The organism is Paenibacillus sp. GCM10027629, assembly GCF_042676425.1.
In the GTDB taxonomy this organism is placed as follows: domain Bacteria; phylum Bacillota; class Bacilli; order Paenibacillales; family Paenibacillaceae; genus Paenibacillus_K; species Paenibacillus_K terrigena.
Genome location: NZ_JBHTGZ010000009.1, coordinates 1,265,365 through 1,290,436, shown reverse-complemented (window position 1 = coordinate 1,290,436; position 25,072 = coordinate 1,265,365). Strand labels below are relative to the sequence as shown.

The window sequence follows — 25,072 nt, the reverse complement described above, 5'->3', positions numbered from 1 at the left end:
GATGAAGGATCTATTGAATCGTTCGTTATCGTTAGGGATTGGTATTATTGCTCAAAGCAAGGAACAAATTGAGAAGACGGTGGAGGAACTCGTCAACAAAGGGGAACTAACCCGTAAGGAATCCGCTGAATGGGTTGATGAACTTGTCAAGAAAGGCGAAGAAGCGCGTCAGAAGATCGAATCGAATGTGATGGAGCGTGTACAACGTACCATGGGGGAACAGCAGACTGGCGGCGTGACGCGGGAAGAGTTCGATGAACTATCCCAACGTCTTGCGAGACTGGAACAGCGGTTGGCAGAGAATCAATAAAGGTTTGATTCGAACTCAGATAAATCCGGTACCGAGGAGGGTGCTGTATGCAGATTAGGAAAAGAATACGCCAGCTTAAACGGTATCGGAAAATTGCCATTGCGCTTGTTCGCAATGGCTTCGGTTTTATCGTCCATGATCTTGACTTACTGGAATTGGTTCCGTTTTTGCGTAGCAACGAAAGACATGATGTACATAAGAAGTCCATTGGTGAGCGAATTCGTCTGATTCTTGAAGAGTTAGGTCCTACCTTCGTGAAGCTCGGGCAAATTGCTAGCACGCGACCGGATTTGTTGCCAGCGGATGTCATATCAGCGCTTGAACAGCTGCAGGATCAAGTACCACCGTTCCATTCTGATGAGGTAGTGGAGATTGTTGAGGATGAGCTTGGAGATCGTCTTCAGCATGTTTTTCTTGATTTTGAATTGGTTCCTTTGGCTTCTGCTTCTATTGGGCAAGTTCATCAAGCGACATTGCATGATGGCACACAAGTCGCCGTGAAAGTACAACGACCGCGAATTCAAGAGATCATCGAGACTGATCTCGGGATGCTGGCTGAATTTGCAATTCTTGCGGAGAAACGCTTGGAATGGGCGAGGGACTACCGCCTTACAGAAATTGTTCACGAGTTAGCCCGTTCACTCCATGCGGAGTTGGACTACTCCGCCGAAGCGCGTAATGGTGAGAAGTTCGCGAAGCAATGCAAGCATTTGCAGCATGTACGGGTACCTTCATTATTTCTTAAGTATTGTACGCGACGCATCCTAACAATGGAATATGTGACAGGGATCAAGCTGTCTGACCACGCAGGGTTGATGGAAACGGGACATAATCGCACAGAAATTGCTAGACAATTCGCATCGGTTATTTTTCATCAGGTTCTTATTGAAGGTTTCTTTCATGGAGATCCGCATCCTGGAAATGTGTTGGTACAAGAAGATGGAGATCTCATATTGCTTGATTTTGGGATGGTGGGACGGCTGTCGGATGCCATGAAGAAGCATTTCGCGCTTCTTGTTATTGCACTGCGCAATCAGAGCTCCAGAGGGGTCATTCGAGCCATTGGGAAAATGGGGATTGTTCCGGATGATGTTGATGATGCTGCTCTACGCTTAGATGTCGATGAGTTAAGAGATAAATATATTCATGTCCCGCTGAGCCAGGTGCACATTGGCGAGGCTGTGAATGATTTATTTCGGGTTGCTCGAGATCACCGAATCCGTATCCCTTCCGAATTAACGATGCTCGGTAAGACACTCCTCACCATGGAAGGCGTTGTAACAGCTCTGGACCCTGAGTTTAGCATATTTGAAATCGCTGAGCCTTATGGGCGTAGGCTATTCAAAGAACAGTTTAACCCGATTCGTATCGGTAGGCAGTTGCTCGATGACATTCCAGAATTTTTTGACTTGCTCACCGAAGTGCCAACGAGTTTGAGAAATTTACTCACTCAGTTGCAGAGAGGGAAAATTAGGATCGAAGTGACGGCTCCGGAATTAACGAAATTTCTACACAAATTGGATCGTGTGGCGGATAAAGTATCGTTCAGTATTGTTCTGCTCGCATTCAGTATTTTGATGGTAGGTCTCATTATAGGGTCATCGATTGGTCATAAGACAACTCTTACGAGATTTCCGGTGATTGAGATGGGTCTTGGTATTGCTGTATTGTTCGTCCTATGGCTTGTCTTCGAGATGATCAAGTCTTTACGTTCCAAGCAGCGATGAAGAAGGTTTTGAATTCCTTCGTTCATTTCAAAATCTTGCGCTTCCATTCAGGCAGGCTATCATCGGGTCAGTCACTTGGTTATACTGTTCATAGAGGTGAGACCCGATGATGGATCAGATTCCAGATGTGCAGTGGCAAGCTATTCTGCAGAATGATGCTGCCTATGATCATCAGTTCTACTATGCTGTGAAGACAACAGGCATTTTCTGTAGACCTTCCTGCAAATCCAAACCGCCGAATAAAGATAATGTCAGTGTCTTCCGGAATGCCGACGAAGCGCTGAATGCCGGATATCGACCATGCAAACGGTGCAAGCCTACGGGTCAGCGATTACCTGATGCGGAATGGGCTGACCAAATATCTCGGTTTATAGAAGAGAATTATCAACACTCCATATCGCTTCAAATGATTGCAGATACATGTCATGGAAGTCCTTATCATCTGCATCGAATTTACAAGCGTGTTACGGGAATTACGCCGGGTGAATATGTTCAACGGATGAGATTAGAGAAAGCTATGGAATCATTGCGCAAGTCAGATATCGCGATATCTACGATTGCCGGGAGGGTAGGGATGCCGAACATCCCTTATTTCGTAACCTGGTTCAAAAAAAGCACAGGATTCACGCCGGCAGCGTATCGCGAGTCCTATCGAAATCCGTTAATGGAAGAGGTGTGAAAAATCTATGAAAATCATAAATCCATTGAACAACATTTACTGGTCATCCGTCCTTCATGATGGCTGGAAGCTGTACTTCGCTTCGACGGATAAGGGGCTCTGTTATGTCGGGTCGCCGAATCGACCCTTCGAGGAAATGGTTGCCACCGTTGCAAAACATCGTACCGACCATCCTTGGATTCAAGATGATGAAGGGTTGAAGCTCATCCGCGAAGAATTGATGGAATATTTGGAAGGCACGCGGTCCAATTTCTCCATTCCGTTCGATCCGATCGGGACTTCCTTCCAGCTTGCGGTATGGCAGGCATTGTGCAGTATTCCCTACGGGGAGACCAAGTCGTACGCAGATATCGCTCATTCCATTTCAAAGCCTGCTGCAGTACGTGCGGTAGGAGCAGCAATTGGAGCGAATCCTGTGCTGATAGGCATCCCATGTCATCGTGTTATTGGAAAGAACGGCGCATTGACTGGTTATCGTGGTGGATTGGAAATGAAGACAAAGCTGCTGCAATTGGAACGGAATCATGCGCGAATGCGTGTCACAATTTAATATGAAATTAGATATAGAAATCCGCTGCGAATGTAGCGGTTTTTTTTGTCGTCGATATGCTGTTGAATCGATATTTAGGTATCTATCGCTATTAAATAAGGAATGCACCTAAAGAATTGAATCCGCAAGTGCATATGATAGGGAGGTGACAGGCATCCCGCGTAAGAATAAGAAGAGGTGATCTGAACATGAACCAGCATTGGCCTATCCATGCGCGTAAGAAATGTATACGAATGGAGCCACAATATCAACAACCTAGGCGTCGTATTAGACGAGGATGTCAATTATTCTATTGCCATCCACGGAGAAGGGTAAATCTAACGACGATTGAAATGGATCAGCTGATTGTGTTGGTCGAGCAGCTTCGAGTCAAGGTAGATCCAATGCGGCAGATAAGTCACTTTCAGCATATACAGCATATACAGCATATACAGCATATCCATCCTATCGTTAAGAACCTCCAGCAATTTATGGATCGGTTGCATCTACCTCCTTCCAGATTGAAACCTGTAAAGTCATCTTTGCAGCAGCTGCTAGACTTGATGAGTCAAGGGAACATGTCTCTGGCAAATCAGAGTTCTGCACTGCAGAACATGCTGGATGCATTGCTACATTTTGCACTGCATGGGACAAATAATCATAAACAAATCACAGCCCACATTCATGCTATACAATTAATTCTATTCAATATCGATGTGAAAATGGCGGCTTCAGCGTTTGATATCAGATCAGGCGTTGGACCTGTAGGTGCGGTGGGTCCCACAGGGCCTGTTGGCCCAACAGGTGCTAGTGGCTTCATAGGATCTTTGTCTGTCCAATAACGATCCCGATGGATTGGTAGAAGCCGTTGCATCACCAACGCAGTGTCATTTGATGCTGCGTTTTTGTTGTTGTGATGTACTTAATCCGAATGGTCCCCTCATATAATACGATGAATGCGGTTTACGTCGAACTTTGTCCATCCTAGACCCCGGTGAGGAGGGAGGAGATATGCAGTTTCTTGGTTCTGAAGAACTTGAGATGACGCGCTCTGTTCTTCGAGACTTTGCTCGCAGTGAATTAGCACTTCGAGTGAAGGAGCGTGATGAGGAGCAGTCATTTGACAGAGCGATTGTCAAGAAGATGGCAGAATTGGGTCTCACAGGGATCCTCATTCCAGAACATTACGGAGGTGCAGCGGGAGATTGTCTGACATATGCGGTTGTGATGGAAGAGCTGGCGGCAATTTGTGCTTCTTCAGCTGCTGTGCTGGCAGCACATACCGCTTATGCGAGTTGGCTGTTATACAGCAACGGTAATGAAAGACAGAAGGCTTTGTATTTGCATGATTTGGCGCTGGGGGTGAAGCTCGGGGGGATTGGTTTTCCGGTCGGGCGTGCAGACAGCGAGAGTCAGAGAGACCAATTATTGGCACATAGGGCAGGGGATGTCATGGTCTTGGATGGGAACCATCCTTGTGTCGCTAATGTGGGGATCGCGAATCTTTATATATTATTTGCATGTGTTCCAAGTGGGTCGAGAAAGCGATATCAAGCTTTTATCGTAGAGGAGGGGAATCCGGGGTTCAAACTTGGCAAGCTGCAGCGCAAGATCGGACTTCGATCGTATCCAACGGCTGAAGTGGTTCTGGAGCAATGCGAGGTGCCCTATTCGAATCGTCTTGGATCTGTACGAAGTGGGCGTAGCAAGGATGTGTCATGGGTTGATTTAGGCCATCTTAGTGCGGCCGCACAGGCCGTAGGAATTGCTCAAGGTGCACTCGATCGAGCAGCAGCTTACGCAAAAGAGCGGGTTCAATTCGGCAAAAACATTGGCCGTCAGCAAGGGATTGCTTTCAAATTGGCAGATATGGCCGTGAAGTTGGAAGCCTCACGATTGCTTACGTATCAGGCCGCATGGCGAATGGATCAGCGATTATCCTGTAGGAAGGAAGCGGCAATGGCTAGATTGTACTCAGCAGAGGCAGCAGTTGCAATTACGACCGAGGCTGTACAAATCTTCGGCGGGTACGGCTACATGCAAGAGGTTGGGTTAGAACGTTATATGCGCGACGCGAAATGTTTGGAATCGGATTATGGTACGGGTGGATTCCATATGGATGTGAGGAGACGTATTCGGTCCGATTCGAAGGTGGTGAAGTGATGCAGGATACCGTGATTGTCTCGGGCTGCCGAACCGCATTCGGCAAATTCGGAGGCATGTGGCGAGACGTCAAGGCCGTTGATCTGGGTGGCGCGGCCATCCGCGGAGTCCTGCAGCGTAGTCCAATGGATCCTGCAGATGTGGATGGCGTTATCATGGGGATGGTGCTTCAAGCGGGAGTGGGACAAAGTCCTGCGAGGCAAGCAGCAATGCTCGCAGGACTCAGCAAGCACGTAACGGCGGAGACGGTGAATAAAGTCTGCGCTTCCGGGCTTCGAGCGGTTACTTTGGCAGATCAGATGATTCGAGCGGGTGACGGCTCCATCTTCGTTGCAGGTGGGATGGAGAATATGAGTCAAGTGCCTTATGCAGCACCTAACATGCGGTGGGGTGTTAGGATGGGCTCCTCTGAGCTGATTGATCTGATGCAGTATGACGGTCTGTTGTGCGCCTTCGAACAGGTACTCATGGCACAATACGGCGATGAGGCGGCTCAAGAGCAAGGGATTAGCCGGGAGGAGCAAGATGAATGGGCTCTGCGAAGCCACAACCGCGCAGTTGCAGCGATAACACAAGGGAAAATAAAAGATGAGGTGATCTCTGTATCCACATCACAAGGTCAGAGGGATACGGATGAATGTCCGCGAATGGATACCAATCTTCAGAAACTGGGCCAGTTAAAACCAATCGTTGGCGATGGGGGGACTGTGACGGCTGGAAATGCGCCAGGTGTGAATGATGGTGCAGCAGCATTCCTACTTATGACGAAGGAAGAAGCCGCACGTCGCTCCCTTACGCCCCTTGCCCGGATTATCGGTCATACGTCGATTGGAATGGAAGCGCGTCATATTGCGCAAGCACCAGCTGTTGCGATTCAGAAGCTGCTGCAGAAGACAGGGCATCGATTGGATGAGATTGATCTCTTCGAAGTCAATGAGGCGTTTGCCGCAGTTATTCTCACTTGTTCACGAATGCTTGCGTGGGATATCGAGCGCGTGAATGTGAACGGCGGTGCGATTGCGCTAGGACATCCGTTAGGTGCGAGTGGAGCAAGAATTTTACTGAGTCTGATTATGGAACTACGGCGCAGGGGAGGGGGCTTAGGGATTGCAGCGATATGCAGCGGCGGTGCGCACGGGGATGCGATACTAGTTCAAGTGGATGGATAGAATGAGGTGATTCCAATAGCCATTCGAGAAGTTACGGTGCTGGGTGCAGGTCAGATGGGAAGTGGAATCGCACAGACTTTTGCACAACACGGCTACCAGGTTGGGCTCTATGATATCGAATCAACGGCCGTCGAGCGAGGGATTGCAGGGATCGAAGGTTCTCTAACTCGTTTCGTACGGAAAGGAAGTTTGACGGAGGAAGACAAAAGTCGGATTATGCAGCAGATTCAACCATCTACGGATCTAGGCATCGCAAACCGTTCACAGCTTGTGATCGAAGCGGTCCCTGAGAAGATGGAACTGAAGACCGCGATTTTTCAAGCATTGGACTCCATTTGCATGCCGGATGCGATTCTTGCAACCAATACATCGTCGCTCTCCATCACCGCGATTGCTGCAGTCACGGGTCGTCCAGATCTGGTGATCGGGATGCATTTTATGAATCCTGTTCCGATCATGCCGCTTGTTGAGATTATTCGAGGATTGGCCACGTCGGATGCGACCTTCGAACAGATCCAGACCATAACACAGCAGCTGGGAAAAACTGGCGTGGAAGTCCAGGACGCACCCGGTTTCGTCTCCAATCGAATTCTAATGCCGATGATTAACGAAGCCATTTATACCGTCTATGAAGGGGTGGCAGCACCAGAAGCGGTGGATCAAGTGATGAAGCTTGGTATGCATCATCCGATGGGACCGCTTACGCTTGCTGATTTCATTGGACTCGACACATGTCTATCCATTATGGAGATATTGCACCAAGGTTTCAGTGATTCGAAATATCGGCCATGTCCTTTATTACGTAAATATGTGAGTGCAGGTTGGCTCGGACGAAAAACGGGTAGGGGGTTCTTCGTATATGACCAATAAGAATCACGCGCTTCATGAGAGAGGAGTGCCTGCGGATGGAGCTCAGATTGTCGAGCGAACAAGAGCAGTGGCAGAGCAGGGTGCGGCAGTTTGCGGAGACAATCCTTGTATCTCATGTGGCTCCTATGGAACTCGAGGGTGCTTTTCCGCGGGAATTGCTGAAGGAGATGAGAGCGAGCGGCTTCATGGGCATTCCCATCCCGAAGCAATGGGGAGGCGCGGGGGCTGATTTCATATCCTACATTCTAGCGATTCATGAAATCTCAAAAGTCAGCGCTGCTGCGGGAGTCATTCTCTCCGTGCATACTTCGGTGGGCACGTTGCCGATTCTTCATTACGGTACTGACGAACAGAGGGAGAACTATGTACAGAAGCTGGCATCAGGTGAAGCACTTGGTGCGTTCGCGCTGACGGAACCTCATGCCGGCTCCGATGCGTCATCCATTCGAACGATGGCAACGCTTGAAGGGGATCATTATCGATTGACGGGATCGAAGATTTTTATCACGAACGCAGGCGTAGCGGATACTTATATTATTTTTGCAGTGACCAATGCAGTACAAGGGGCTCGTGGAATTTCTGCTTTTATTATTGAGAGGGATAGTCCTGGATTCAGCATTGGCAAAGCGGAAAAGAAAATGGGTCTTCATGGCTCGAATACATGTGAGATTACACTGGATCAGGTGGAAATTCCAGTGACTCAGCGCCTAGGAAGAGAAGGTGAAGGTTTCGTGATTGCGATGGGAACGCTCGATGGTGGGCGCATCGGTATCGCAGCACAAGCATTGGGTATCGCGCAGGCAGCGCTTGAACTCGTGGATGGAACAGATAGGCATAGGATCGATGATCGCGGACGAAGACGGAGAAGGACACCATCGGACCTCGATCTCATTGCGGAGCTCATGACGCAGGTTGAAGCCGCAAGGCTGCTTGTCTATCGTGCCGCTTCGTTTCGCCAAATGGGCATGCCTTGTACGAAAGAATCATCGATGGCTAAGATGTTCGCTTCGGATACAGCGATGCGGGTCACTGGCGCGGTGATACGAATCCTTGGACGCCAAGGCTGCATAGATCATTTTACGGCAGAACGGCTGTTTCGCGATGCGAAAGTGACCCAAATCTATGAAGGGACGAATGAGATTCACAGGATCGTGATCAGTGGTTCAATGCTTCGATAAGGTATGAGATGTTCTGTAAAGGAGGTAACCGTCTATGGTAGACTCACCCGGTCTACGATTACGTCAAGCAATAGAAACGGAGCGTCCTCTTCAAGTCGTGGGTGCAATCAACGCTTACTCCGCTATGATGGCGGAACAAATTGGATTTCAAGCGCTCTATCTATCGGGTGCAGGGATTGCCAACGCTTCCTATGGGCTTCCTGATCTCGGAATTACTACACTGCAAGATTGTCTAGAGGATGTCAGGCGAATCTCAAGTGTGACCAAGCTGCCGCTACTTGTCGATGCCGATACGGGTTTTGGTGGGGCATTTCAAATCGCACGGATGATGCAAGAGATGCATCGCGCAGGTGCGGCTGGTATTCATATCGAGGATCAAGTTGCTGCCAAACGATGCGGTCATCGACCGAATAAAGCCATTGTCCCTCAAGAGGAGATGGTGGATCGCATTCGAGCGGCTGTCGATGCTCGCGTTGATCCGCAATTTGTCATTATGGCACGTACGGATGCTATCGCCGTCGAGGGTATGGAGGCTGCCATTGAGCGCGCATGTTCATGCGTTGAAGCAGGGGCTGATATGATTTTTCCCGAAGCGGTGACAAGTCTGGAGGATTATCGTCGCTTCGCAGAGCAAGTCAATGTTCCTGTGCTCGCGAATCTTACAGAGTTCGGCCGGACTCCATTCTTCACGCTTGAGGAACTGCGGACTTCGGGTGTACGCCTTGCGCTTTATCCGTTGTCAGCCTTTCGGGCGATGTCTGCGGCAGCCATGCAGGTCTATCAGGCTATTCGTCAGGATGGTACGCAGCAGAACGTGCTGGATCGGATGCAGACGCGTGCCGAATTGTATGACGTACTTGGTTATGAGGGCTACGAGCAAAAGCTGGATCGGTTATTCGCTACGGAGAGGAGTGAACCAACTTGACGGATCGGCACAATAATGGATTAGCGGATGTCATCGCAGGACAGACGGCTATTTCAACAGTAGGGAAGGAAGGTAAAGGACTTACGTACCGAGGCTATAGGATTCATGATCTTGCCCGCGCAGGGACATTTGAAGAAACGGCGTATTTGTTGATCTATGGAGCACTTCCGAATAGCGAAGAACTGCAGCAATATCGAACGAAGCTAACGATGTTAAGAGATTTGCCTACAGGATTGCAGACAATTCTAGAACAGCTCCCTGCCACGACGCACCCTATGGATGTACTGCGAACTGGCATTTCTGCGCTTGGGGCATTTGAGCCGGAATCCGAAGAGGGAACTGGACAGGATATTGCAAATCGTCTTATCGCGAGTAGTGCTTCAATTCTCTTTTATTGGTTTCATTTTCAGACGAAGGGCGTACGTATTGAGACTGCAACCGGGAGCCGATCTGTCGCAGGTCATTTTCTCGAGTTACTGCATGGCAGCGAGGCTAGTGAGCTGGATCAGCGGGCGCTGGATGCCTCACTCATTCTGTATGCTGAACATGAGTTCAACGCATCGACATTTGCCGCTCGGATTACAGCTTCTACACGATCAGACTTCTATTCGGCGGTAACAACCGGCATCGGAACACTGCGCGGACCTCTACACGGGGGTGCGAACGAAGCGGCAATGGATTTGATTGAACGATTTGAGAGCCCAGATGCTGCGGAGATCGGGATTAAGGAAATGTTGGAGCGTAAGGAACTGATTATGGGCTTCGGTCATCGCGTCTATTCTATCTCCGACCCCCGGTCAGATATTATAAAGGCTTGGTCGAGAACGCTGTCGGAGGAGGCGGGGAATATGCGACTTTATGAGATCTCTGAGCGGATCGAGAAGGTGATGTGGGACGCGAAAAGGTTGTTTCCGAATCTTGATTTCTACAGCGCATCCGCCTACCGGATGTTGGGCATTCCTACAGCTCTGTTCACACCGCTCTTTGTCATATCCCGAATTAGTGGGTGGTCGGCGCATATTCGTGAGCAGCGGGAAGTCAAGCGAATTATTCGCCCTCAAGCTGATTATACCGGGCCTGAACCGATGTCATGGGTCCCAATCAACCAGCGTTCATGAATAGGGGAGGGAGCTTCATATATGTCTCTATCTCATCAAGCTGCTAGGCCGCAACCTGATCAGCTCCTCGTCGAGATTGCAAAATATGTGTTGGAACAATCGATTGATAGCGAAGAAGCCTATCAGACGGCAAGGTTATGTTTATTGGATACATTGGGCTGTGGACTGCTAGCGCTGCGCTATCCGGAATGTACGAAGCTGCTAGGTCCGATCGTACCCGGTACAATCGTGCCGAACGGTGCTCGCGTTCCTGGCACATCGTATCAGAGCGATCCAGTGAATGCTGCCTTCAATATCGGGACGATGATTCGCTGGCTGGATTATAACGATACATGGCTTGCCGCGGAATGGGGACATCCATCAGATAATTTGGGTGGAATTCTCGCAACGGCGGATTATATTAGCCAGAGCCGCACAGCCGAAGGCGGAACTACGCTGCATATGCGGGATGTACTTACGGCGATGATCAAAGCCCATGAGATTCAGGGCGTCCTTGCACTTCAGAATAGCTTCAATCGAGTGGGGCTCGATCATGTAATCCTGGTGAAAGTCGCTTCTACTGCTGTGATAACAGCGATGCTGGGCGGTACGCAAGAGGAAGTCATTCAAGCGGTGTCGAATGCCTGGATCGATGGTCATCCGCTGCGAACGTATCGGCATGCGCCGAATACGGGGACCCGGAAATCTTGGGCGGCCGGAGATGCAACGAGCAGAGCTGTGCAACTAGCGCTTATGACATTAAAGGGAGAAATGGGATACCCTTCGGCTTTAACAGCCAAGACGTGGGGATTTCAGGACGTATTATTCCGTGGGCAACCATTGCGCGTTGAGCGGCCGTTCCAGTCCTATGTCATGGAGAATATTTTGTTCAAAATCGCATTTCCTGCGGAATTCCACGGCCAGACGGCGGTTGAATGTGCACTGCAGCTTCACCCGAAGGTGAATCATCGTCTAGCAGAGATTGATACCATTCAGATTACAACGCATGAATCTGCGCTGCGGATTATCGATAAGATTGGGCCGCTTTATAATCCTGCGGATCGTGATCATTGCCTGCAATACATGGTTGCCATTGGGCTTCTCCATGGCTCGCTCCATGCGGATCATTATGAAGATAACGTTGCAGCGGATCCTCGGATCGATGCATTACGGCAGAAGATGATTCTCGTGGAAGATGAGCGGTATTCCTGTGATTATCTGGATGAGCATCGACGTTCTATCCCGAATGCGATACAGATCACCTTCGTAGATGGTACAGCAACGGATAAAGTAGAGATTGAATACCCGATCGGACACCGCAGGAGAAGACAAGAGGGTACTCCTCTCCTGATGGAGAAGTTCGAATCCAATGTACGAAGTCGATTTGCTGTGAAGCAAGCGAATCGAATCTTCTCAAGTTGTGCGGATCAGGCGGAGCTTGAACAGATGCCCGTGCATCAGTTCATGGAATTATTTGTCGCGAAATGAACGCAAAGAAGAGCTGCCGACGTATCGGCAGCCTTCTTCGTGTCTAGGTCATTCGGTTGATTGGAACGACTTGAATCTGATTACAACTTTCTCTTCATATCCCCAAGATACTTCAGAGCAACCCCGAATGCGCCGACGTAATATGCTCCGAGGAGCAAATAGCCAGTATAATCCAGGGAGACGATGTTCGCAAGTACGAAGAGTGGAAGCACGTAATACAATACGTCTTTCAAATAGTCAAGAAATAGAGAGCTGGAGAACTTATTGTCTACGAGTGCACGGTACAATCCAAGCAAAAAGCTAAGACCCATCAATCCAAACAGAACCCACATCGTGTAAAGCATCCAACCTGTTAGCACAAATGTCATTTCAACTCACCTCCTCCGCAGGAGGATTGACTGCGTACTATACTATATGTGAGACGGATCAAGGTTGTACTAGGACAACGCATAGGGTACCAAAAACAATTTTAACGAAATATTATCATTTCCTGAACCTAGTAATTATGGTAATATCATTGTGTTTCGTTAAACGCATGATACAAACATAACGTTGAGTTAATGATGGAAGGGGTGCCTATGAACCAAAAGTTGAAAGCCGAAGTGCTGTCTGTTCTGCAACAGGTGAAGGCGAGCGATGTTGTCTATTGGATGCATTGTGATCGAAGTAAAGACGGCAAGGGCTTTGCCAGTACGTATCTGATTCTTACGAGCGTTGCACTTCATATCGTATCGAGTACAGAGGGTCAGATTACACAGAAAATATTCAAAGGGATTCAACGAACTCCGAAAGAAACGCCGCGCACAACTACATATCAGTTCGTAGAATCCATTCCACTCCACAGTATCGAGAAGATTTCCATCGTTAATTTAGTTGCATCCGGACTCGTCGTTATACATGAACAAGAAGAGCGTGCCATCGGTGCGTTCACGAACGGGGAAATGGCGCGAGCCGCCAAATTAGCCTCCTTCGTTACAAAGCTGAAGAATCAGGAAGAGATTCGCCAGGATGAAATCGAAGATCATTCGGAACAAGCTTCATGTCCGAAGTGTGGGATGATCTATCCGGAAGAAGGCAGGCAGATCTGTCCGAAATGTATGAAGAAACACGCGATTTTCGGGAGATTGCTCTCGATTGCAGGCGGGTATAAGAGGCTTATTGTCCTCATCGTGCTATTCATGCTGCTTAACTCGGCATCGGGTCTTGTCATTCCGTACTTGCAAGGAACGGTACTCTTCGATCAAGCGCTTAACAATACGGGAGCTTTTGCTGGGCAGATTGGTCTCGTCATCGTACTGATTTTAGCGTTTCGAACCATTTCACTTGGATTTGGCGTTGTGTTCAGCATGTTGAATGCAAAACTCGCCGCCAATGTAGCATTTGATCTCAAAGCAAGTGTGTTCGAATCCATGCAGCGGCTATCCCTGAACTTCTTCCAGAAGAAGCAGACCGGCCAGCTCATGACCCGTGTCAATAATGATGCGACGGAATTGCAGTATTTTTTCGTAGACGGGATTTCGTTCTTTATTGTGAATGCAATGAACATTATCGGGATTACAACCGTAATGCTCATCATGGATTGGAAGCTCACTTTAATTTGTTTCATTCCAATTCCAATCGTCATTCTGCTGATGCGCTGGGTATTCCCAAAGCTTTGGCGATTGTCTTGGCGCAGACACCGACGCGTGAGCATCATGAATGCATTGATCAGTGACTCCATCCGTGGAACCCGTGTCGTGAAGGCGTTCGGTAAGGAGCGGCAAGAGTCGGAACGGTTCCAGCGAGCTAATCACAATTTCTCGGATGCGGAACAATCGTTCAACTTGATGGGCAGCACCATTTTTCCTATTCTGAACATGCTCACGCAAATCGGTGGGATTCTGATCTGGGCATTTGGCGGTTGGAAAGTGATGAGCGGCGAGATCTCATTTGGTCAGATCATGACGTTCGTTAGTTACATCTACATGCTCTATGGCCCAATCCAATTCATGAACAACATCGTGAACTGGTGGTCGTATTGCATGACAGCTGCACAGCGGATATTCGAAATTCAAGATGCTGTACCGGAAGTTGCTGAACAACCCGATGCGATCCATTTGGAGCGGATGAAAGGTGAAATTCAAGTGTCGAATATGACATTCGGTTATGAGCCTAACAAACCGGTTCTACAGAATGTAACGTTTCGTGCGAAACCTGGCCAGATGATTGGGGTTGTCGGACATTCGGGTGCGGGCAAATCAACGCTCGTGAATCTGATCTCTCGTCTCTATGATGTGACAGATGGTGAGATTCGAATCGATGGACATAATGTTCGCAGCTTGAGCATCTCATCGATGCGTTCGCAAATCGGCATTGTATCGCAAGAAGTCTATGTCTTCATGGGTACGATCGCTGAAAATATTGCCTATGCGGATCCGGATTGTACAATGGAGGATATCATTCATGCAGCGAAAATTGCGAATGCGCATGACTTCATAACGAAGCTCCCTGATGGCTACGATACGATCGTCGGTACAGGCGGGCATAATCTATCGGGTGGTGAGAAGCAGCGGATTTCGATCGCGAGAGCGGTACTGCATAACCCTCGTATTTTGATTCTGGATGAAGCAACGGCCTCGCTAGATACGGAGACGGAGCTTCAAATTCAGGAAGCGCTTGAATCACTTATCGAAGGTCGAACGACAATTGCCATTGCACATCGATTATCAACCTTACGGAATGCAGATTATCTCCTTGTCATGGATAGCGGTAAAGTCGTTGAAGAAGGAACCCATGAACAATTACTTGCTAGAGACGGCATGTATGCCGGTATGGTGAAAAAACATGACGAAGCGTTGAAAATGAGAGAGGTGGTCTAATGCAATCCATAGCTGATGAACGCACGGATTTATCCGTTGCCGCGCAGTTGAATTATTTAACGGCTCAGAATGCGGTTTTTCGTAAAACAGACGGGAATATGCTCGCTGTTCAAGTAGGAGATGAAGATTTTCAGGGGGTGTATCTTCATTGCTCCTTCCCTCACACGAATCGAAGAATCTATATCTCCGTACGTACGGGCGAACATAAAGAAGTGGGTATCATCAAAGCATTAGATGAAGATTTTCCACCAGAAACAGCTGTGCTGCTCGAAGAACAAATGGACATTCGATATTTCGCACCCGTCATTACGAAGGTGATCTCGATCAAAGAAGAATTCGGATATTCCTATTGGAATACAGAGACGAGTGCTGGCCATTGTCAATTTACGGTTCGAAGCGGCAGTGGCAATGTGAAGTCGGTTACCGAGAACAAGCTGCTGGTCATCGATGTGGATGGCAATCGCTTCGTGATCGAGAATGTGAAGCAGCTAAGCGAGAAGGAATTCCGGATGGTGGAAATGTGTATATAGGAGGTCGACTGCGATGAATCTGCAATTCGAACTGTCCGAGCAAGATCATCATGCGGTAATGGAAGTGTTGGATGAGCCCATTACGTACTGCGTTCCGGCAGATTTAGCGCTTGATGGAAGAAGAACGAACGGTTTCTTTGTCATCGGGGAGACGAAGTGGGTGGTTGTCATGGATGGAGAGGTTATTGAGACCTGCGCCATTCATGAGACGAGTGATTACAAGGTGATTCCCTTAGTAGGCAATGTCATTATGGAAGCTACCCATCGCGATGTACGGAGAATTATCATTCGAAGTACGATGCAGCATGCCGCGCGTGTAACCTACATGGCGCAAATTCTCAACTATATGTCTTCGAATAGCAAGATACGTATTTACAATAATGAGGCAGAACAGATCTGTACGAATTGCGGAGGCGCGCTTGTACCAGGTACGCGATTATGCCCGAAATGTATGAATAAGGCTGCAGCGTTCAAGAAGCTCTGGCAAGTCTCGAAATCGCATTGGCGCATGCTTGTTTTTGGACTCATCATTTTATGTGTCATGTCGGTGGTTACTTTAACAGGACCCTATTTCCAGAAAATTCTCGTCAACTCAGCGTTAGCGCCGCCTGCCGGTCAAAGTGCTAACCTGACGATGTTCTGGTTTGCGATTGGTGGGATTGTGTTCGGATTGGTCGCGGGGGAACTGTTAGGCGTACTTCGAGGCAGGGTTATGGCTCGTGTCAGCTCGAGAATTGCTGCGGATTTGCGTAATCTCGTCTTCGAGAAGGTGCAGAGTTTATCCCTAGGATTCCTTACCTCCCAGCGTGCCGGAGATATGATGAACCGGATAACATCCGACACGGACCGGATCCGGAACTTGATCCAAGAAGTATTCACGATGGCATTGTTCCAGATGATTATGCTGGTAGCTGTCGGAGGATTGTTATTCAGTACCGATTGGCGCCTTGCACTGATTATTATTTTGCCTGCGCCACTCGTTGCTTATATTCAATATTTTGTCTGGCGCGCCATACTTCGCAAATTATTTCACCAGCAATGGCGGGTTTTCGATAAAGCGAACTCCTTTCTACACGATGTCCTTAGTGGGATTCGTGTCGTGAAGTCCTTCGGGAAAGAAGAGCGAGAGATTAAGCGATTCAGACAATATAATCGAGAATTTGCCATGGCAGCAATTAAGAGTGAGAACGTTTACAGCTATCTATCGCCGATTTCATTCTATCTCATTCAGATCGGACAATATTTCGTATTGCTCGTCGGCTGTAACATGATTCTAGGTAATGAGCTGTCCCTCGGGGAACTAATCCAGTTCACAGGGTATGCAGCAATGATCTATGGTCCGCTCGCATGGCTTATGAATATTCCAAGGTGGATTGCGAATGCGTTGATCTCTATTGAGCGCGTATTCTCAGTTATCGATGAACAGCCAGAGATCAACGATACAGAGAAATCGGTCAAACATCAATTGCACGGGGCCATATCGTTTCAGGATGTTACGTTTGGATACAAATCCTATGAACCGGTATTGAAATCCATTCATTTCGAGATCAAGCAAGGGGAGATGATCGGACTTGTAGGACATTCCGGTGCAGGCAAGTCGACGTTCATCAACCTGATCTCCCGATTCTATGATGTGAACGAAGGCGCGATTATGATCGACGGCGTGGACATTCGTGATATTAAGCAAGAGGATCTCCGCTCACAAGTGGGTGTTGTCCTTCAAGAAACGTTATTATTCAGCGGTACGATTATGGAGAATATCCGATATTCGAAGCCAAATGCAACGATGGAAGAGATCATTCAGGCGGCGAAGATTGCGAACGCGCATGATTTTATTATCAAATCGCCTGATGGCTATGATACCAAGCTCGAAGAGAATGGTAATAATATATCGGGCGGCGAAAGACAGCGGATCGCTATTGCTCGTGCTGTGTTGAACAATCCACGCATCCTCATCCTAGATGAAGCTACGGCTTCTCTGGATATTGAGACAGAGTCTGAAATTCAAGAAGCACTGAAGCGGGTGACGAAGAACCGTACGACAATCGCGATCGCGCATCGTCTGGCTACCCTGAAGAATGCAGATCGACTACTGGTTCTGGAGAAAGGGGCTGTCGCCGAAGTGGGTACCCATGATGAATTAATGCAGCAGGAAGGCATTTATTACAAACTCGTCATGGCGCAGCGGAATATGTCGAAGACGAAGACGGATGCAGAGCCGAAATTAGAGGAAGTCGTGAATAGCTAGAACATCAGTTTAATAATCAACAGAACCACGTGAAGGGGTAACACCTCTGAGCGTGGTTCTTGTGTTTTCTCTCCCAATCGCATCGAATCGTGAACGTTCTTGGAAATTAACGTGTGATAACGTGTTATAATATGAAATAAGTTAAAGACTTCATTATGTAACATAGGGAGACGGTATAATGGATTACCAGGATTGGATTGCACCAGAGTATTATAATTTGACCTCGGAGATGGATCGTCACGATCCGAACAAGCTCGCGCTCAAATGGCTGAATGCGGCTGGAGATTACGAGGAGATTACATATGGAAAATTGCTGCAGCAAGCGAATCAATTGGCTCAAGGGATGAAGGATCTCGGATTGCGTCAAGGAGATCGAGTTCTCGTGATGGTTCCGCGTCGGATAACGGCATATGTCATTTATTTAGCGTGTTTGAAGCAAGGACTTGCCATTATTCCATCTTCAGAGATGCTGCGAGCGAAGGATCTGTCTTATCGGCTTCAGCACTCTGAAGCTCGCGCCGTGATCGCATGTGCCAGTGGAATTACAGAAGTGGATCAGATTGACAGTGAGCTACCTGCCTTAGATTTCCGGATTGCTGCCTTCGAGACGCGCGATACAGCACCTTCCAATTGGTTGATTCTGGATGAATTGATGGAGGACAAGCCAGATTCCTTCGAGACGGTAGTAACACACCGTGATGATATGGCTATACTAGCTTACACATCAGGAACGACAGGCAATCCGAAAGGGGTCGTACATCGTCATGGCTGGGGTTATGCACATCTGCGGATCACGACGCCATGGCTTGATATTCAAGAGAATGATATGGTGTGGGCGACGGCTGCACCAGGGTGGCAGAAGTGGATTTGGAGTCCTTTCCTATCGGTGCTTGGTCGAGGAGCGACTGGGTTTGTCTATGACGGTGGATTCCAACCGAACCGATATTTGGAGCTTATCCAGAGTTACCGGATTCAGGTCTTGTGCTGCACGCCGACGGAATATCGACTGATGGCGAAATCGATGAACTTAGGCCAATTTGACTTATCTTCACTCCGCAGTGCTGTATCAGCTGGAGAACCGCTGAATCAAGAAGTTATCCATTCGTTCCAACAGCAGCACCAGATTACGATCCGAGACGGTTATGGTCAGACCGAGAGTACTTTGTTAATTGGAGCTCTAAAAGATGCGCCTTTCCGATTGGGATCCATGGGGAGATCTATTTCTCCAGGGTTGGTCGAAGTTATTGATGCGGAGGGGAGAGTCCTTCCTGCTGGAGAAGTAGGGGATATTGCCGTTCATCGCGATATGCCTGCATTATTCGAAACCTATTTCAAAGACCCGGAGAAGAAAGAAGCGAATATTCACGGCGATTATTTCATCACAGGGGACCGTGCTTCCAAAGATGCGGACGGATACTTCTGGTTCGAAGGACGCGGGGACGACATCATCATTAGTTCAGGGTATACGATTGGACCGTTTGAAGTGGAAGACGCTTTGATGAAACACCAAGCTGTGAAAGAATGTGCGGCGGTTGCTAGTCCTGATGAAATTCGAGGCCATGTGGTGAAAGCCTTTATTGTTCTCAAGGAGAATGTAGAGGGTTCGGAGGATCTAGTAAGAGAGCTTCAGAACCATGTGAAGCAGCTGACGGCACCATATAAGTACCCTCGCAAAATTGAATTTGTTGAAGATTTACCGAAGACGAACTCGGGCAAAATTCGTCGCATTGCATTACGAGAGCAGGAGAAACGGACAGCGGGCAACTAAGGAAATCAAGTCTCGAACTTCACGATTAACACCTTGTCATAATGGGAACGCTATTTTTCGAGCAAAATGAATCAAAGGCACAAATGCATGAAGGGATTCCTGGATTGCATTTGTGCCTTTTTTTTACCATGATTAGGAATAGCATTGTGTGGAACGGGGATATTATCTATGGGTTGATTGACATCACGATTGGATAGGAAAGGGGAATAAACATCAAACATGTACGATATCTGACCGTTATGATCCTGCTGTTCGTCATGACGGCGGTGCCATATACGAATCAAGCAGCTTATGCATCGAGCACCAATCCGTACCATTTTGGATTTAAGAAGAGCAAGAATCATCAGTCGGCCTCCATTCAAGAAGAAGGATTTAAAGATATCTTGATGCGTCAAAATTCTATTTTCCTCGGCGATGTGTCGAAGAAGGAATTATATTTAACCTTTGACAATGGATACGAGAACGGCTTTACACCGAAGATCCTCGATATTCTCAAGGAGCATCAAGTACCTGCAATCTTCTTCGTTACAGGGCATTATGTCAAAGAAGAGCCGGATTTAATTAAGCGGATGGTTGCTGAAGGTCATCTGATTGGTAATCATTCATGGAGTCATCCGGATATGAGCCAAATATCGAATGCAAAGCTGCGTGAGGAACTGGACAAGGTAAGGATCGAAGTGCAGCGAATCACGAATCAACAATCGATGACATATTTACGGCCGCCGCGGGGGATTTTTAATGAGCGAATCCTTCAGGCTAGCAAGGAACTCGGTTATACGAGCGTATTCTGGTCGATTGCTTACAAAGATTGGGATACGAACGCGCAGCGCGGTTGGCGGTATGCATATGATTCGGTAATGAACCAGCTTCATCCGGGCGCAGTGATATTGCTTCACTCGGTGTCTCGAGACAATACGATGGCTTTAGGTGCGATTCTCGCCGAAGCGAAACGACAGGGTTATGTGTTTAAGAGTTTGGATCAGTTGCAAATGAAAAATTATTAGTGAAGAACCTGGCCGATGGCCAGGTTTTTTTGTTGGGTGAAGTGGTCCGATGATCTTTAAAATGAGAAAGATTGCCTGAATGTTTTCAGACAATCTTTATTTTGCGTATTCTTTATCCTTCATATGAACGATTCATCATCGAGTGGCAGTTATTGTACATTTGTTCTAATTCCGTATCATTCATCTGTGGATGCATTTCCTTCATGAATGGAAGCATGTCCTTGAAAGAAGCGGGTAGATAATTTGACGCATAGGCTACGGTTCCTATTCCTAATGTGATTACAGCGGTCATAAGAACGGCAAATACTTTCATTTTCATTGATGTCACCTCCAGTTGGTTATACGAATGAAGCATATAAGATAATGGTGTAGAAAGGATATGATCTATATCATGTAAATCTTGGATTAGGCGACTTGGAAATGGTGACCCATCTACCCAAGATAAATTGCGTCTTTTGGGATTTTCTGCTATAATTTTTTGCGTGATATTCATTGGGGGTGGTGCAGATGGCAATTCAGAATTGCTCATTAGCTAGGAAGTCCTCATGCAAAGCCTAATCTAGGGCGATACTTTGCGTGAGGTGCGATAGAATTGATTCGATCGCCCAAACTTAACTTTATCGTTTCTAATAGTGGGCTTTGCACCTTATGATCTTTTATAACAAATAAGGGGCTGAAGAGCTATGAGTACACCATTTATTAGAAACCATCAATATAACGTGATTAAGAAACAATCGGAATTCCTTCAGAATACACTGCGAACCGTCGCAGATCGGAGCGTCTTGGAGACCGTAAGATATCGTGCTGCATCGATCATTATGGAAGCAGTTCCCGATCTTACAGAGAGTCAGCAGCAGATGCTGGAACAAATTACGACCTTCGAGACGGCATATGATTTCCAGAGATATCTTAGCGCATTAGAACAATACCTTGAGTCATATCCGCCGATTACGCTGAAGCAGATTCAGAAGCTATTCCCTAAGAATAAGAAACTGAAAGTTCCTGATTTATCATCCATCGATTTTCGATATGTGACGTATCTGAGCTGGGTAGATGTTGCCACGAACAAATTATTCGTTGTATATCCGTTCGAAGGACAGTTCATCGGTATCGAGGGAAGAATTACGCCGACACATAAGAAAGGGTATTGCCTGTTCTGCAATCGGCATCAAGAGCTTGCATTCTTCACAGTCAAGACCAAGCCTGCGAACGCTTCGCCGGATAATTATTCTGCTATTGGTCAATACGTATGTATAGAGTACCATGGATGCAATCAGAGCATTACCGATACAGTAGCACTGGAGAAGTTCATTCTCTCCGTTCGCAAATAACGCAATAATTCAGATGGATATGTTCTTGAACTCTGTTACCCAACAGAATAACGTGTACAAAGTTCTTGAGCGAAATCATCCGATCTGTTTGATTTAACAATCCCGCAATAGCAGTGTAGTTGCTTGTAATTGTTGACAAAGCCGTGGTGAACGCTGTTCATCACGGCTTTTTTGCGTGCGCAGTCGAGCTCGCTGATCTAAGCATTCACCTGAATCGTGGCAGTCATCCCAGATTCTCGATGTCCGGGCAGCGTACATCGTACCTCATAGGTGCCGGCCTCTTCGAAGAGTACGATTTGGCTGCTCTTCTCACCCGCGGCAGCATGAACATGGATGTCGGTGCCAACGATCTCAAAATCATGCTCCAACTGACCGGCATTGTCGAGTGTAATACGAACACGCTGGTTCGCGTGAATCTGAAAGTCGTTAGGTGAAAAGCTGAATTCATTAGCAGCGACATATAGTTCTTGAGCTGCATCTTTGCTCTGATCTCCAGGTGAAGCAGCGTGGTGATGACCCGTATTGGCTTGATCAGGAGAAGGATTTGCGAGTGGTGGATTCGTTGCGGATGAACTAAACGGCAGCTGCAGCCCACCTCCAAGTACGGCGATTATTACGATGAACATACGAATTGGTTTTACGAATAAGGATGATTTCTGACGGAGCTGTTCAGCTTTCAATTCGCCTTGGAGCATGATGAACAGCAAGAATAGAATGCCGCTGCATAGAATCGCCATGATTTTCACGGTGACGGTTATATAAGCCGCAGGCATCATGAACATCAGCATCGCGCCCATCATCCCGCCCATGATGCCAGACAGGAGTCCATCCATGATCGCCATAAGACTGATAGGCCACCCGATGATAACGCCAGCGAGGCCGCCAATCAACATACTGATCATGGTCGATTGAAAGAATTGACCCGGCAGCCATACAGCCATAAAGGTTCCCATAACAAGGCCAACAGTCATACCAAGCGTCATGGCTGACATCATACCTACCATACAAGAGATTTGCCGGCGGAATGTAATTACGAAACCTGTGAGCCATGCAGAGAGTATTACGATTAAACCTGTTAACACAGCTATTATCATATACGATGCCCCCTATCCCTATATGCATATGCTTGGCCTGATTAATTATGCGAGATGTTAGAAGCTTAAGGATGACGACTGATGAAACGAAACGGAGCTGATATATAGATGTTTAACGTTTTTGATGTTTCAAGTGCGATAGTGGAAAATATCCGGCAGCAATGCCCGGATGATATTGCGATTGTTGCCTGCTATGGATCCTATGTACAAGGCTCAGCTAATCCGAGATCGGATTTGGATTTCTTTTTCATTCCTGCAAATTCAGATGGTTATCGCGCGAGTATCCAGTTCATTATTGATGGCATTAGCTTTGATTTCTGGCCGATTAGCTGGGAACGAGCTGAACGGATGGCGAATTATGAAGAATCGAACACTTCGATTATTGCGGATTGTAGGCTATTATATGTCCGCTCGGATGCGGATCGTGACCGGTTTGACCAGTTGCAAGAGAAAATTACGAATCCTCCTGGTCTGAAATTACTTGAACGAGCAGAGTCTGAACTTCAAGGTGCCTATGTACATTTGTACAAAATGAGATCGACACCCTATCAGGATAACCTAGCTTTTTATCGAACAGAATCTCGAGGGATATTGACGAAGGTGCTCTATAGTCTGGCATTGATCAATCGTATGTATTTGCGAAAAGGGTGGGGAAAGAACACAGAGCAAATCATGAATTTCATGATTAGACCGGCTCGACTTGAAGATTACATACATATCTTGATTCATTCTAATTCATGCCGAGAAATGCAAGCGAACTGTGAGCTGCTCACACAGGAGACCATAGAACTCCTCACAAGACAGCAGGAATCTTATACAGATGGGCCTTCCTACACCGATCGAATGAAAGGTTTCTATGAAGAGTTCAAAGGGATATTCAATAAATTAGCTGAAGCGTGTGAAAAGAATGATATTGATACCGCCTATTATTGGTCAACCGGCTTACAAGATGTCATAGCCAAGTTCCTGTATTATTCAGAACGCGGTTATTGGCCTGTGGAGCTGGAAGCAAGTCTAACCTATCAAGTCTATTACGAAAATGCCGGATTTCCGAACTTAGTCGCACTGTTCGATCCTCAGAATTTATTGCCTTTAGAACAAGCTGTACAACGACTTGAATCGATGTTCGTAGAAGTTCTAACAGCGAAGGGGCTAAAGATTCTTCAGTTTAACTCGGTGAATCAATTTCGTGATTTTCTTCGTTCTCGCGAGTAAAGAAGCGGTTGCGTAGGCAGAAATAAATCATAAGTTATAGAGATTAAAACCTGGTGCTCGACTGCTAGGTTTTTTTCTATGTCTGAAAGGCAGAATTGACTTTAAATTTGACAAAACAAGAACATGTGTTCTAATATAACAAAAGTTTATGGTCGTTGTAACGAAAACGATGAAAATAGACGTAAATCAGATATTATGCGTGAAATAAAAATACGTGTTTGCACGTAATATCTCCACTCGCTTGCATCAACCATACGTTAGCGATACCTATCAATGTTCCAGCAAACCATACGCAAGACGTATCTATTTACTACGAAATCGGTACGCATCATTAAATCATGTACAAAAGAAGAGAAACACGAAAAGAAAAATCGACATTTTTCGCATTGAATGCGTAGACATTGAACGCAGAAGGGCTTTAGATCTTGAGGTATCACGTATTTTTAATGCATACGAAATGGAATATACTAGATTTATAGAATTTTGAGTATTGAAGGAGGACAACGAAAATGCGTAATTCGGAAGATAAAATGGTCAAAACAAATTCCCTCGGACATATCGTGAAGGTCCAGCAAGTTATGGATTTTATGGTGCTTACCGAACTGAGACATGGTCGTCGATATGGTAAACAGCTAGATTTGATGATCACAAAATCTCTTGGCGGCGTAGGCGTGAACGATTCTTATTTGGCTCAACGACTAAAGGTTCTCGCGGAGAAAGGCCATGTTAAGAGCCAGTGGGAATCAGATAACCGATTCAACCGATTCTATGAAATCACAGATAGCGGCAATGAGTATTTAGAACAACTAAAGCGCGATTTACCGGAGCGAGTTGAGATTGCACTGAAAGTCTATAAGCGATTTGAAGCGTTCATGAACCAATCGTAGAA

At 47.0% G+C, this 25,072-nt stretch carries 24 protein-coding genes; 20 read left to right on the top strand and 4 right to left on the bottom strand.

Annotated features, from left to right (window positions below):
- Position 1 precedes the first annotated feature (1 nt).
- From ACFQZR_RS15330 to ACFQZR_RS15315, 4 genes are all read left to right on the top strand, one after another.
- On the top strand, positions 2 to 310 hold the full coding sequence (locus ACFQZR_RS15330) for a phasin family protein (RefSeq protein WP_379347286.1): 309 nt from the start codon (positions 2 to 4) through the stop codon (positions 308 to 310).
- A 47-nt stretch (positions 311 to 357) separates the two neighbouring features.
- On the top strand, positions 358 to 2,037 hold the full coding sequence (locus ACFQZR_RS15325) for an ABC1 kinase family protein (RefSeq protein WP_379347284.1): 1,680 nt from the start codon (positions 358 to 360) through the stop codon (positions 2,035 to 2,037).
- A 106-nt stretch (positions 2,038 to 2,143) separates the two neighbouring features.
- A complete protein-coding gene (locus tag ACFQZR_RS15320; protein WP_379347282.1) occupies positions 2,144 to 2,716 on the top strand; it encodes a bifunctional transcriptional activator/DNA repair enzyme AdaA in 573 nt (190 codons plus the stop codon).
- Between the two features lie 7 nt (positions 2,717 to 2,723).
- Positions 2,724 to 3,266: a methylated-DNA--[protein]-cysteine S-methyltransferase gene (locus ACFQZR_RS15315; RefSeq protein WP_379347280.1), complete on the top strand. Its 543-nt coding sequence runs from the start codon at positions 2,724 to 2,726 to the stop codon at positions 3,264 to 3,266.
- 317 nt (positions 3,267 to 3,583) lie between these two features.
- Here the strand turns inward: ACFQZR_RS15315 and ACFQZR_RS15310 are convergent, their stop codons facing one another.
- On the bottom strand, positions 3,584 to 3,751 hold the full coding sequence (locus tag ACFQZR_RS15310; RefSeq protein WP_379347278.1) for a hypothetical protein: 168 nt from the start codon (positions 3,749 to 3,751) through the stop codon (positions 3,584 to 3,586).
- Between the two features lie 15 nt (positions 3,752 to 3,766).
- Here ACFQZR_RS15310 and ACFQZR_RS15305 point away from each other — a divergent pair, with 15 nt between their 5' ends.
- The 8 genes from ACFQZR_RS15305 to ACFQZR_RS15270 all read left to right on the top strand — a co-directional run bounded on the left by ACFQZR_RS15305 (position 3,767) and on the right by ACFQZR_RS15270 (position 12,135).
- The gene (locus ACFQZR_RS15305) at positions 3,767 to 4,087 is read left to right on the top strand and encodes a hypothetical protein (protein ID WP_379347276.1); all 321 of its coding nucleotides are present in this window, start codon (positions 3,767 to 3,769) and stop codon (positions 4,085 to 4,087) included.
- A gap of 169 nt (positions 4,088 to 4,256) precedes the next feature.
- Positions 4,257 to 5,408: an acyl-CoA dehydrogenase family protein gene (locus ACFQZR_RS15300; protein ID WP_379347274.1), complete on the top strand. Its 1,152-nt coding sequence runs from the start codon at positions 4,257 to 4,259 to the stop codon at positions 5,406 to 5,408.
- Positions 5,408 to 6,577 carry an acetyl-CoA C-acetyltransferase gene (locus ACFQZR_RS15295; protein ID WP_379348859.1) on the top strand — a complete coding sequence of 390 codons (1,170 nt, stop codon included), beginning with the start codon at positions 5,408 to 5,410 and terminating at the stop codon, positions 6,575 to 6,577. Before ACFQZR_RS15300 ends, ACFQZR_RS15295 begins: the two co-directional genes overlap by 1 nt.
- Positions 6,578 to 6,592: 15 nt before the next feature.
- Complete coding sequence (locus ACFQZR_RS15290; RefSeq protein WP_379348857.1) at positions 6,593 to 7,447, top strand: 3-hydroxybutyryl-CoA dehydrogenase; 855 nt, start codon at positions 6,593 to 6,595, stop codon at positions 7,445 to 7,447.
- Positions 7,448 to 7,482: 35 nt separating this feature from the next.
- On the top strand, positions 7,483 to 8,625 hold the full coding sequence (locus tag ACFQZR_RS15285) for an acyl-CoA dehydrogenase family protein (protein ID WP_379347272.1): 1,143 nt from the start codon (positions 7,483 to 7,485) through the stop codon (positions 8,623 to 8,625).
- Positions 8,626 to 8,659: 34 nt separating this feature from the next.
- Entirely contained in the window at positions 8,660 to 9,550 is an 891-nt protein-coding gene (gene prpB, locus ACFQZR_RS15280; RefSeq protein WP_379347270.1) for a methylisocitrate lyase, read from the top strand.
- Positions 9,547 to 10,668, top strand: a complete 1,122-nt coding sequence (prpC, locus tag ACFQZR_RS15275; RefSeq protein ID WP_379347268.1) for a bifunctional 2-methylcitrate synthase/citrate synthase — start codon at positions 9,547 to 9,549, stop codon at positions 10,666 to 10,668. The genes prpB and prpC overlap by 4 nt, the downstream gene beginning before the upstream one ends.
- A gap of 21 nt (positions 10,669 to 10,689) precedes the next feature.
- Positions 10,690 to 12,135 (top strand): bifunctional 2-methylcitrate dehydratase/aconitate hydratase, encoded by a 1,446-nt coding sequence (locus ACFQZR_RS15270; protein ID WP_379347266.1) that lies wholly within the window; start codon positions 10,690 to 10,692, stop codon positions 12,133 to 12,135.
- Positions 12,136 to 12,215: 80 nt separating this feature from the next.
- Here ACFQZR_RS15270 and ACFQZR_RS15265 read toward each other — a convergent pair whose 3' ends face one another.
- A complete protein-coding gene (locus ACFQZR_RS15265; RefSeq protein ID WP_379347264.1) occupies positions 12,216 to 12,503 on the bottom strand; it encodes a hypothetical protein in 288 nt (95 codons plus the stop codon).
- Positions 12,504 to 12,713: 210 nt separating this feature from the next.
- Between ACFQZR_RS15265 and ACFQZR_RS15260 the strand changes: the two genes are divergently transcribed.
- The 5 genes from ACFQZR_RS15260 to pdaA all read left to right on the top strand — a co-directional run bounded on the left by ACFQZR_RS15260 (position 12,714) and on the right by pdaA (position 20,543).
- On the top strand, positions 12,714 to 14,993 hold the full coding sequence (locus ACFQZR_RS15260) for an ABC transporter ATP-binding protein (protein ID WP_379347262.1): 2,280 nt from the start codon (positions 12,714 to 12,716) through the stop codon (positions 14,991 to 14,993).
- Positions 14,993 to 15,523 carry a DUF1854 domain-containing protein gene (locus ACFQZR_RS15255; RefSeq protein ID WP_379347260.1) on the top strand — a complete coding sequence of 177 codons (531 nt, stop codon included), beginning with the start codon at positions 14,993 to 14,995 and terminating at the stop codon, positions 15,521 to 15,523. The genes ACFQZR_RS15260 and ACFQZR_RS15255 overlap by 1 nt, the downstream gene beginning before the upstream one ends.
- A 13-nt stretch (positions 15,524 to 15,536) precedes the next feature.
- Positions 15,537 to 17,771: an ABC transporter ATP-binding protein gene (locus ACFQZR_RS15250; RefSeq protein WP_379347258.1), complete on the top strand. Its 2,235-nt coding sequence runs from the start codon at positions 15,537 to 15,539 to the stop codon at positions 17,769 to 17,771.
- Positions 17,772 to 17,949: 178 nt separating this feature from the next.
- On the top strand, positions 17,950 to 19,539 hold the full coding sequence (locus ACFQZR_RS15245; RefSeq protein WP_379347256.1) for an acetate--CoA ligase: 1,590 nt from the start codon (positions 17,950 to 17,952) through the stop codon (positions 19,537 to 19,539).
- Between the two features lie 239 nt (positions 19,540 to 19,778).
- Positions 19,779 to 20,543, top strand: a complete 765-nt coding sequence (pdaA, locus tag ACFQZR_RS15240) for a delta-lactam-biosynthetic de-N-acetylase (protein WP_379347255.1) — start codon at positions 19,779 to 19,781, stop codon at positions 20,541 to 20,543.
- A gap of 112 nt (positions 20,544 to 20,655) precedes the next feature.
- On the opposite strand, the gene ACFQZR_RS15235 is transcribed toward pdaA, so the two are convergent.
- Positions 20,656 to 20,862, bottom strand: coding sequence for a hypothetical protein (locus ACFQZR_RS15235; RefSeq protein ID WP_379347254.1), 207 nt, complete (start codon positions 20,860 to 20,862; stop codon positions 20,656 to 20,658).
- 364 nt (positions 20,863 to 21,226) lie between these two features.
- Here ACFQZR_RS15235 and ACFQZR_RS15230 point away from each other — a divergent pair, with 364 nt between their 5' ends.
- Positions 21,227 to 21,874, top strand: coding sequence for a FusB/FusC family EF-G-binding protein (locus ACFQZR_RS15230; protein ID WP_379347253.1), 648 nt, complete (start codon positions 21,227 to 21,229; stop codon positions 21,872 to 21,874).
- A gap of 197 nt (positions 21,875 to 22,071) precedes the next feature.
- On the opposite strand, the gene ACFQZR_RS15225 is transcribed toward ACFQZR_RS15230, so the two are convergent.
- Positions 22,072 to 22,968, bottom strand: coding sequence for a cupredoxin domain-containing protein (locus tag ACFQZR_RS15225; protein ID WP_379347252.1), 897 nt, complete (start codon positions 22,966 to 22,968; stop codon positions 22,072 to 22,074).
- 108 nt (positions 22,969 to 23,076) lie between these two features.
- Between ACFQZR_RS15225 and ACFQZR_RS15220 the strand changes: the two genes are divergently transcribed.
- A complete protein-coding gene (locus ACFQZR_RS15220; protein WP_379347250.1) occupies positions 23,077 to 24,183 on the top strand; it encodes a hypothetical protein in 1,107 nt (368 codons plus the stop codon).
- A gap of 509 nt (positions 24,184 to 24,692) precedes the next feature.
- Positions 24,693 to 25,070: a PadR family transcriptional regulator gene (locus ACFQZR_RS15215; protein ID WP_018758236.1), complete on the top strand. Its 378-nt coding sequence runs from the start codon at positions 24,693 to 24,695 to the stop codon at positions 25,068 to 25,070.
- The last annotated feature ends 2 nt before the right edge of the window (positions 25,071 to 25,072 follow it).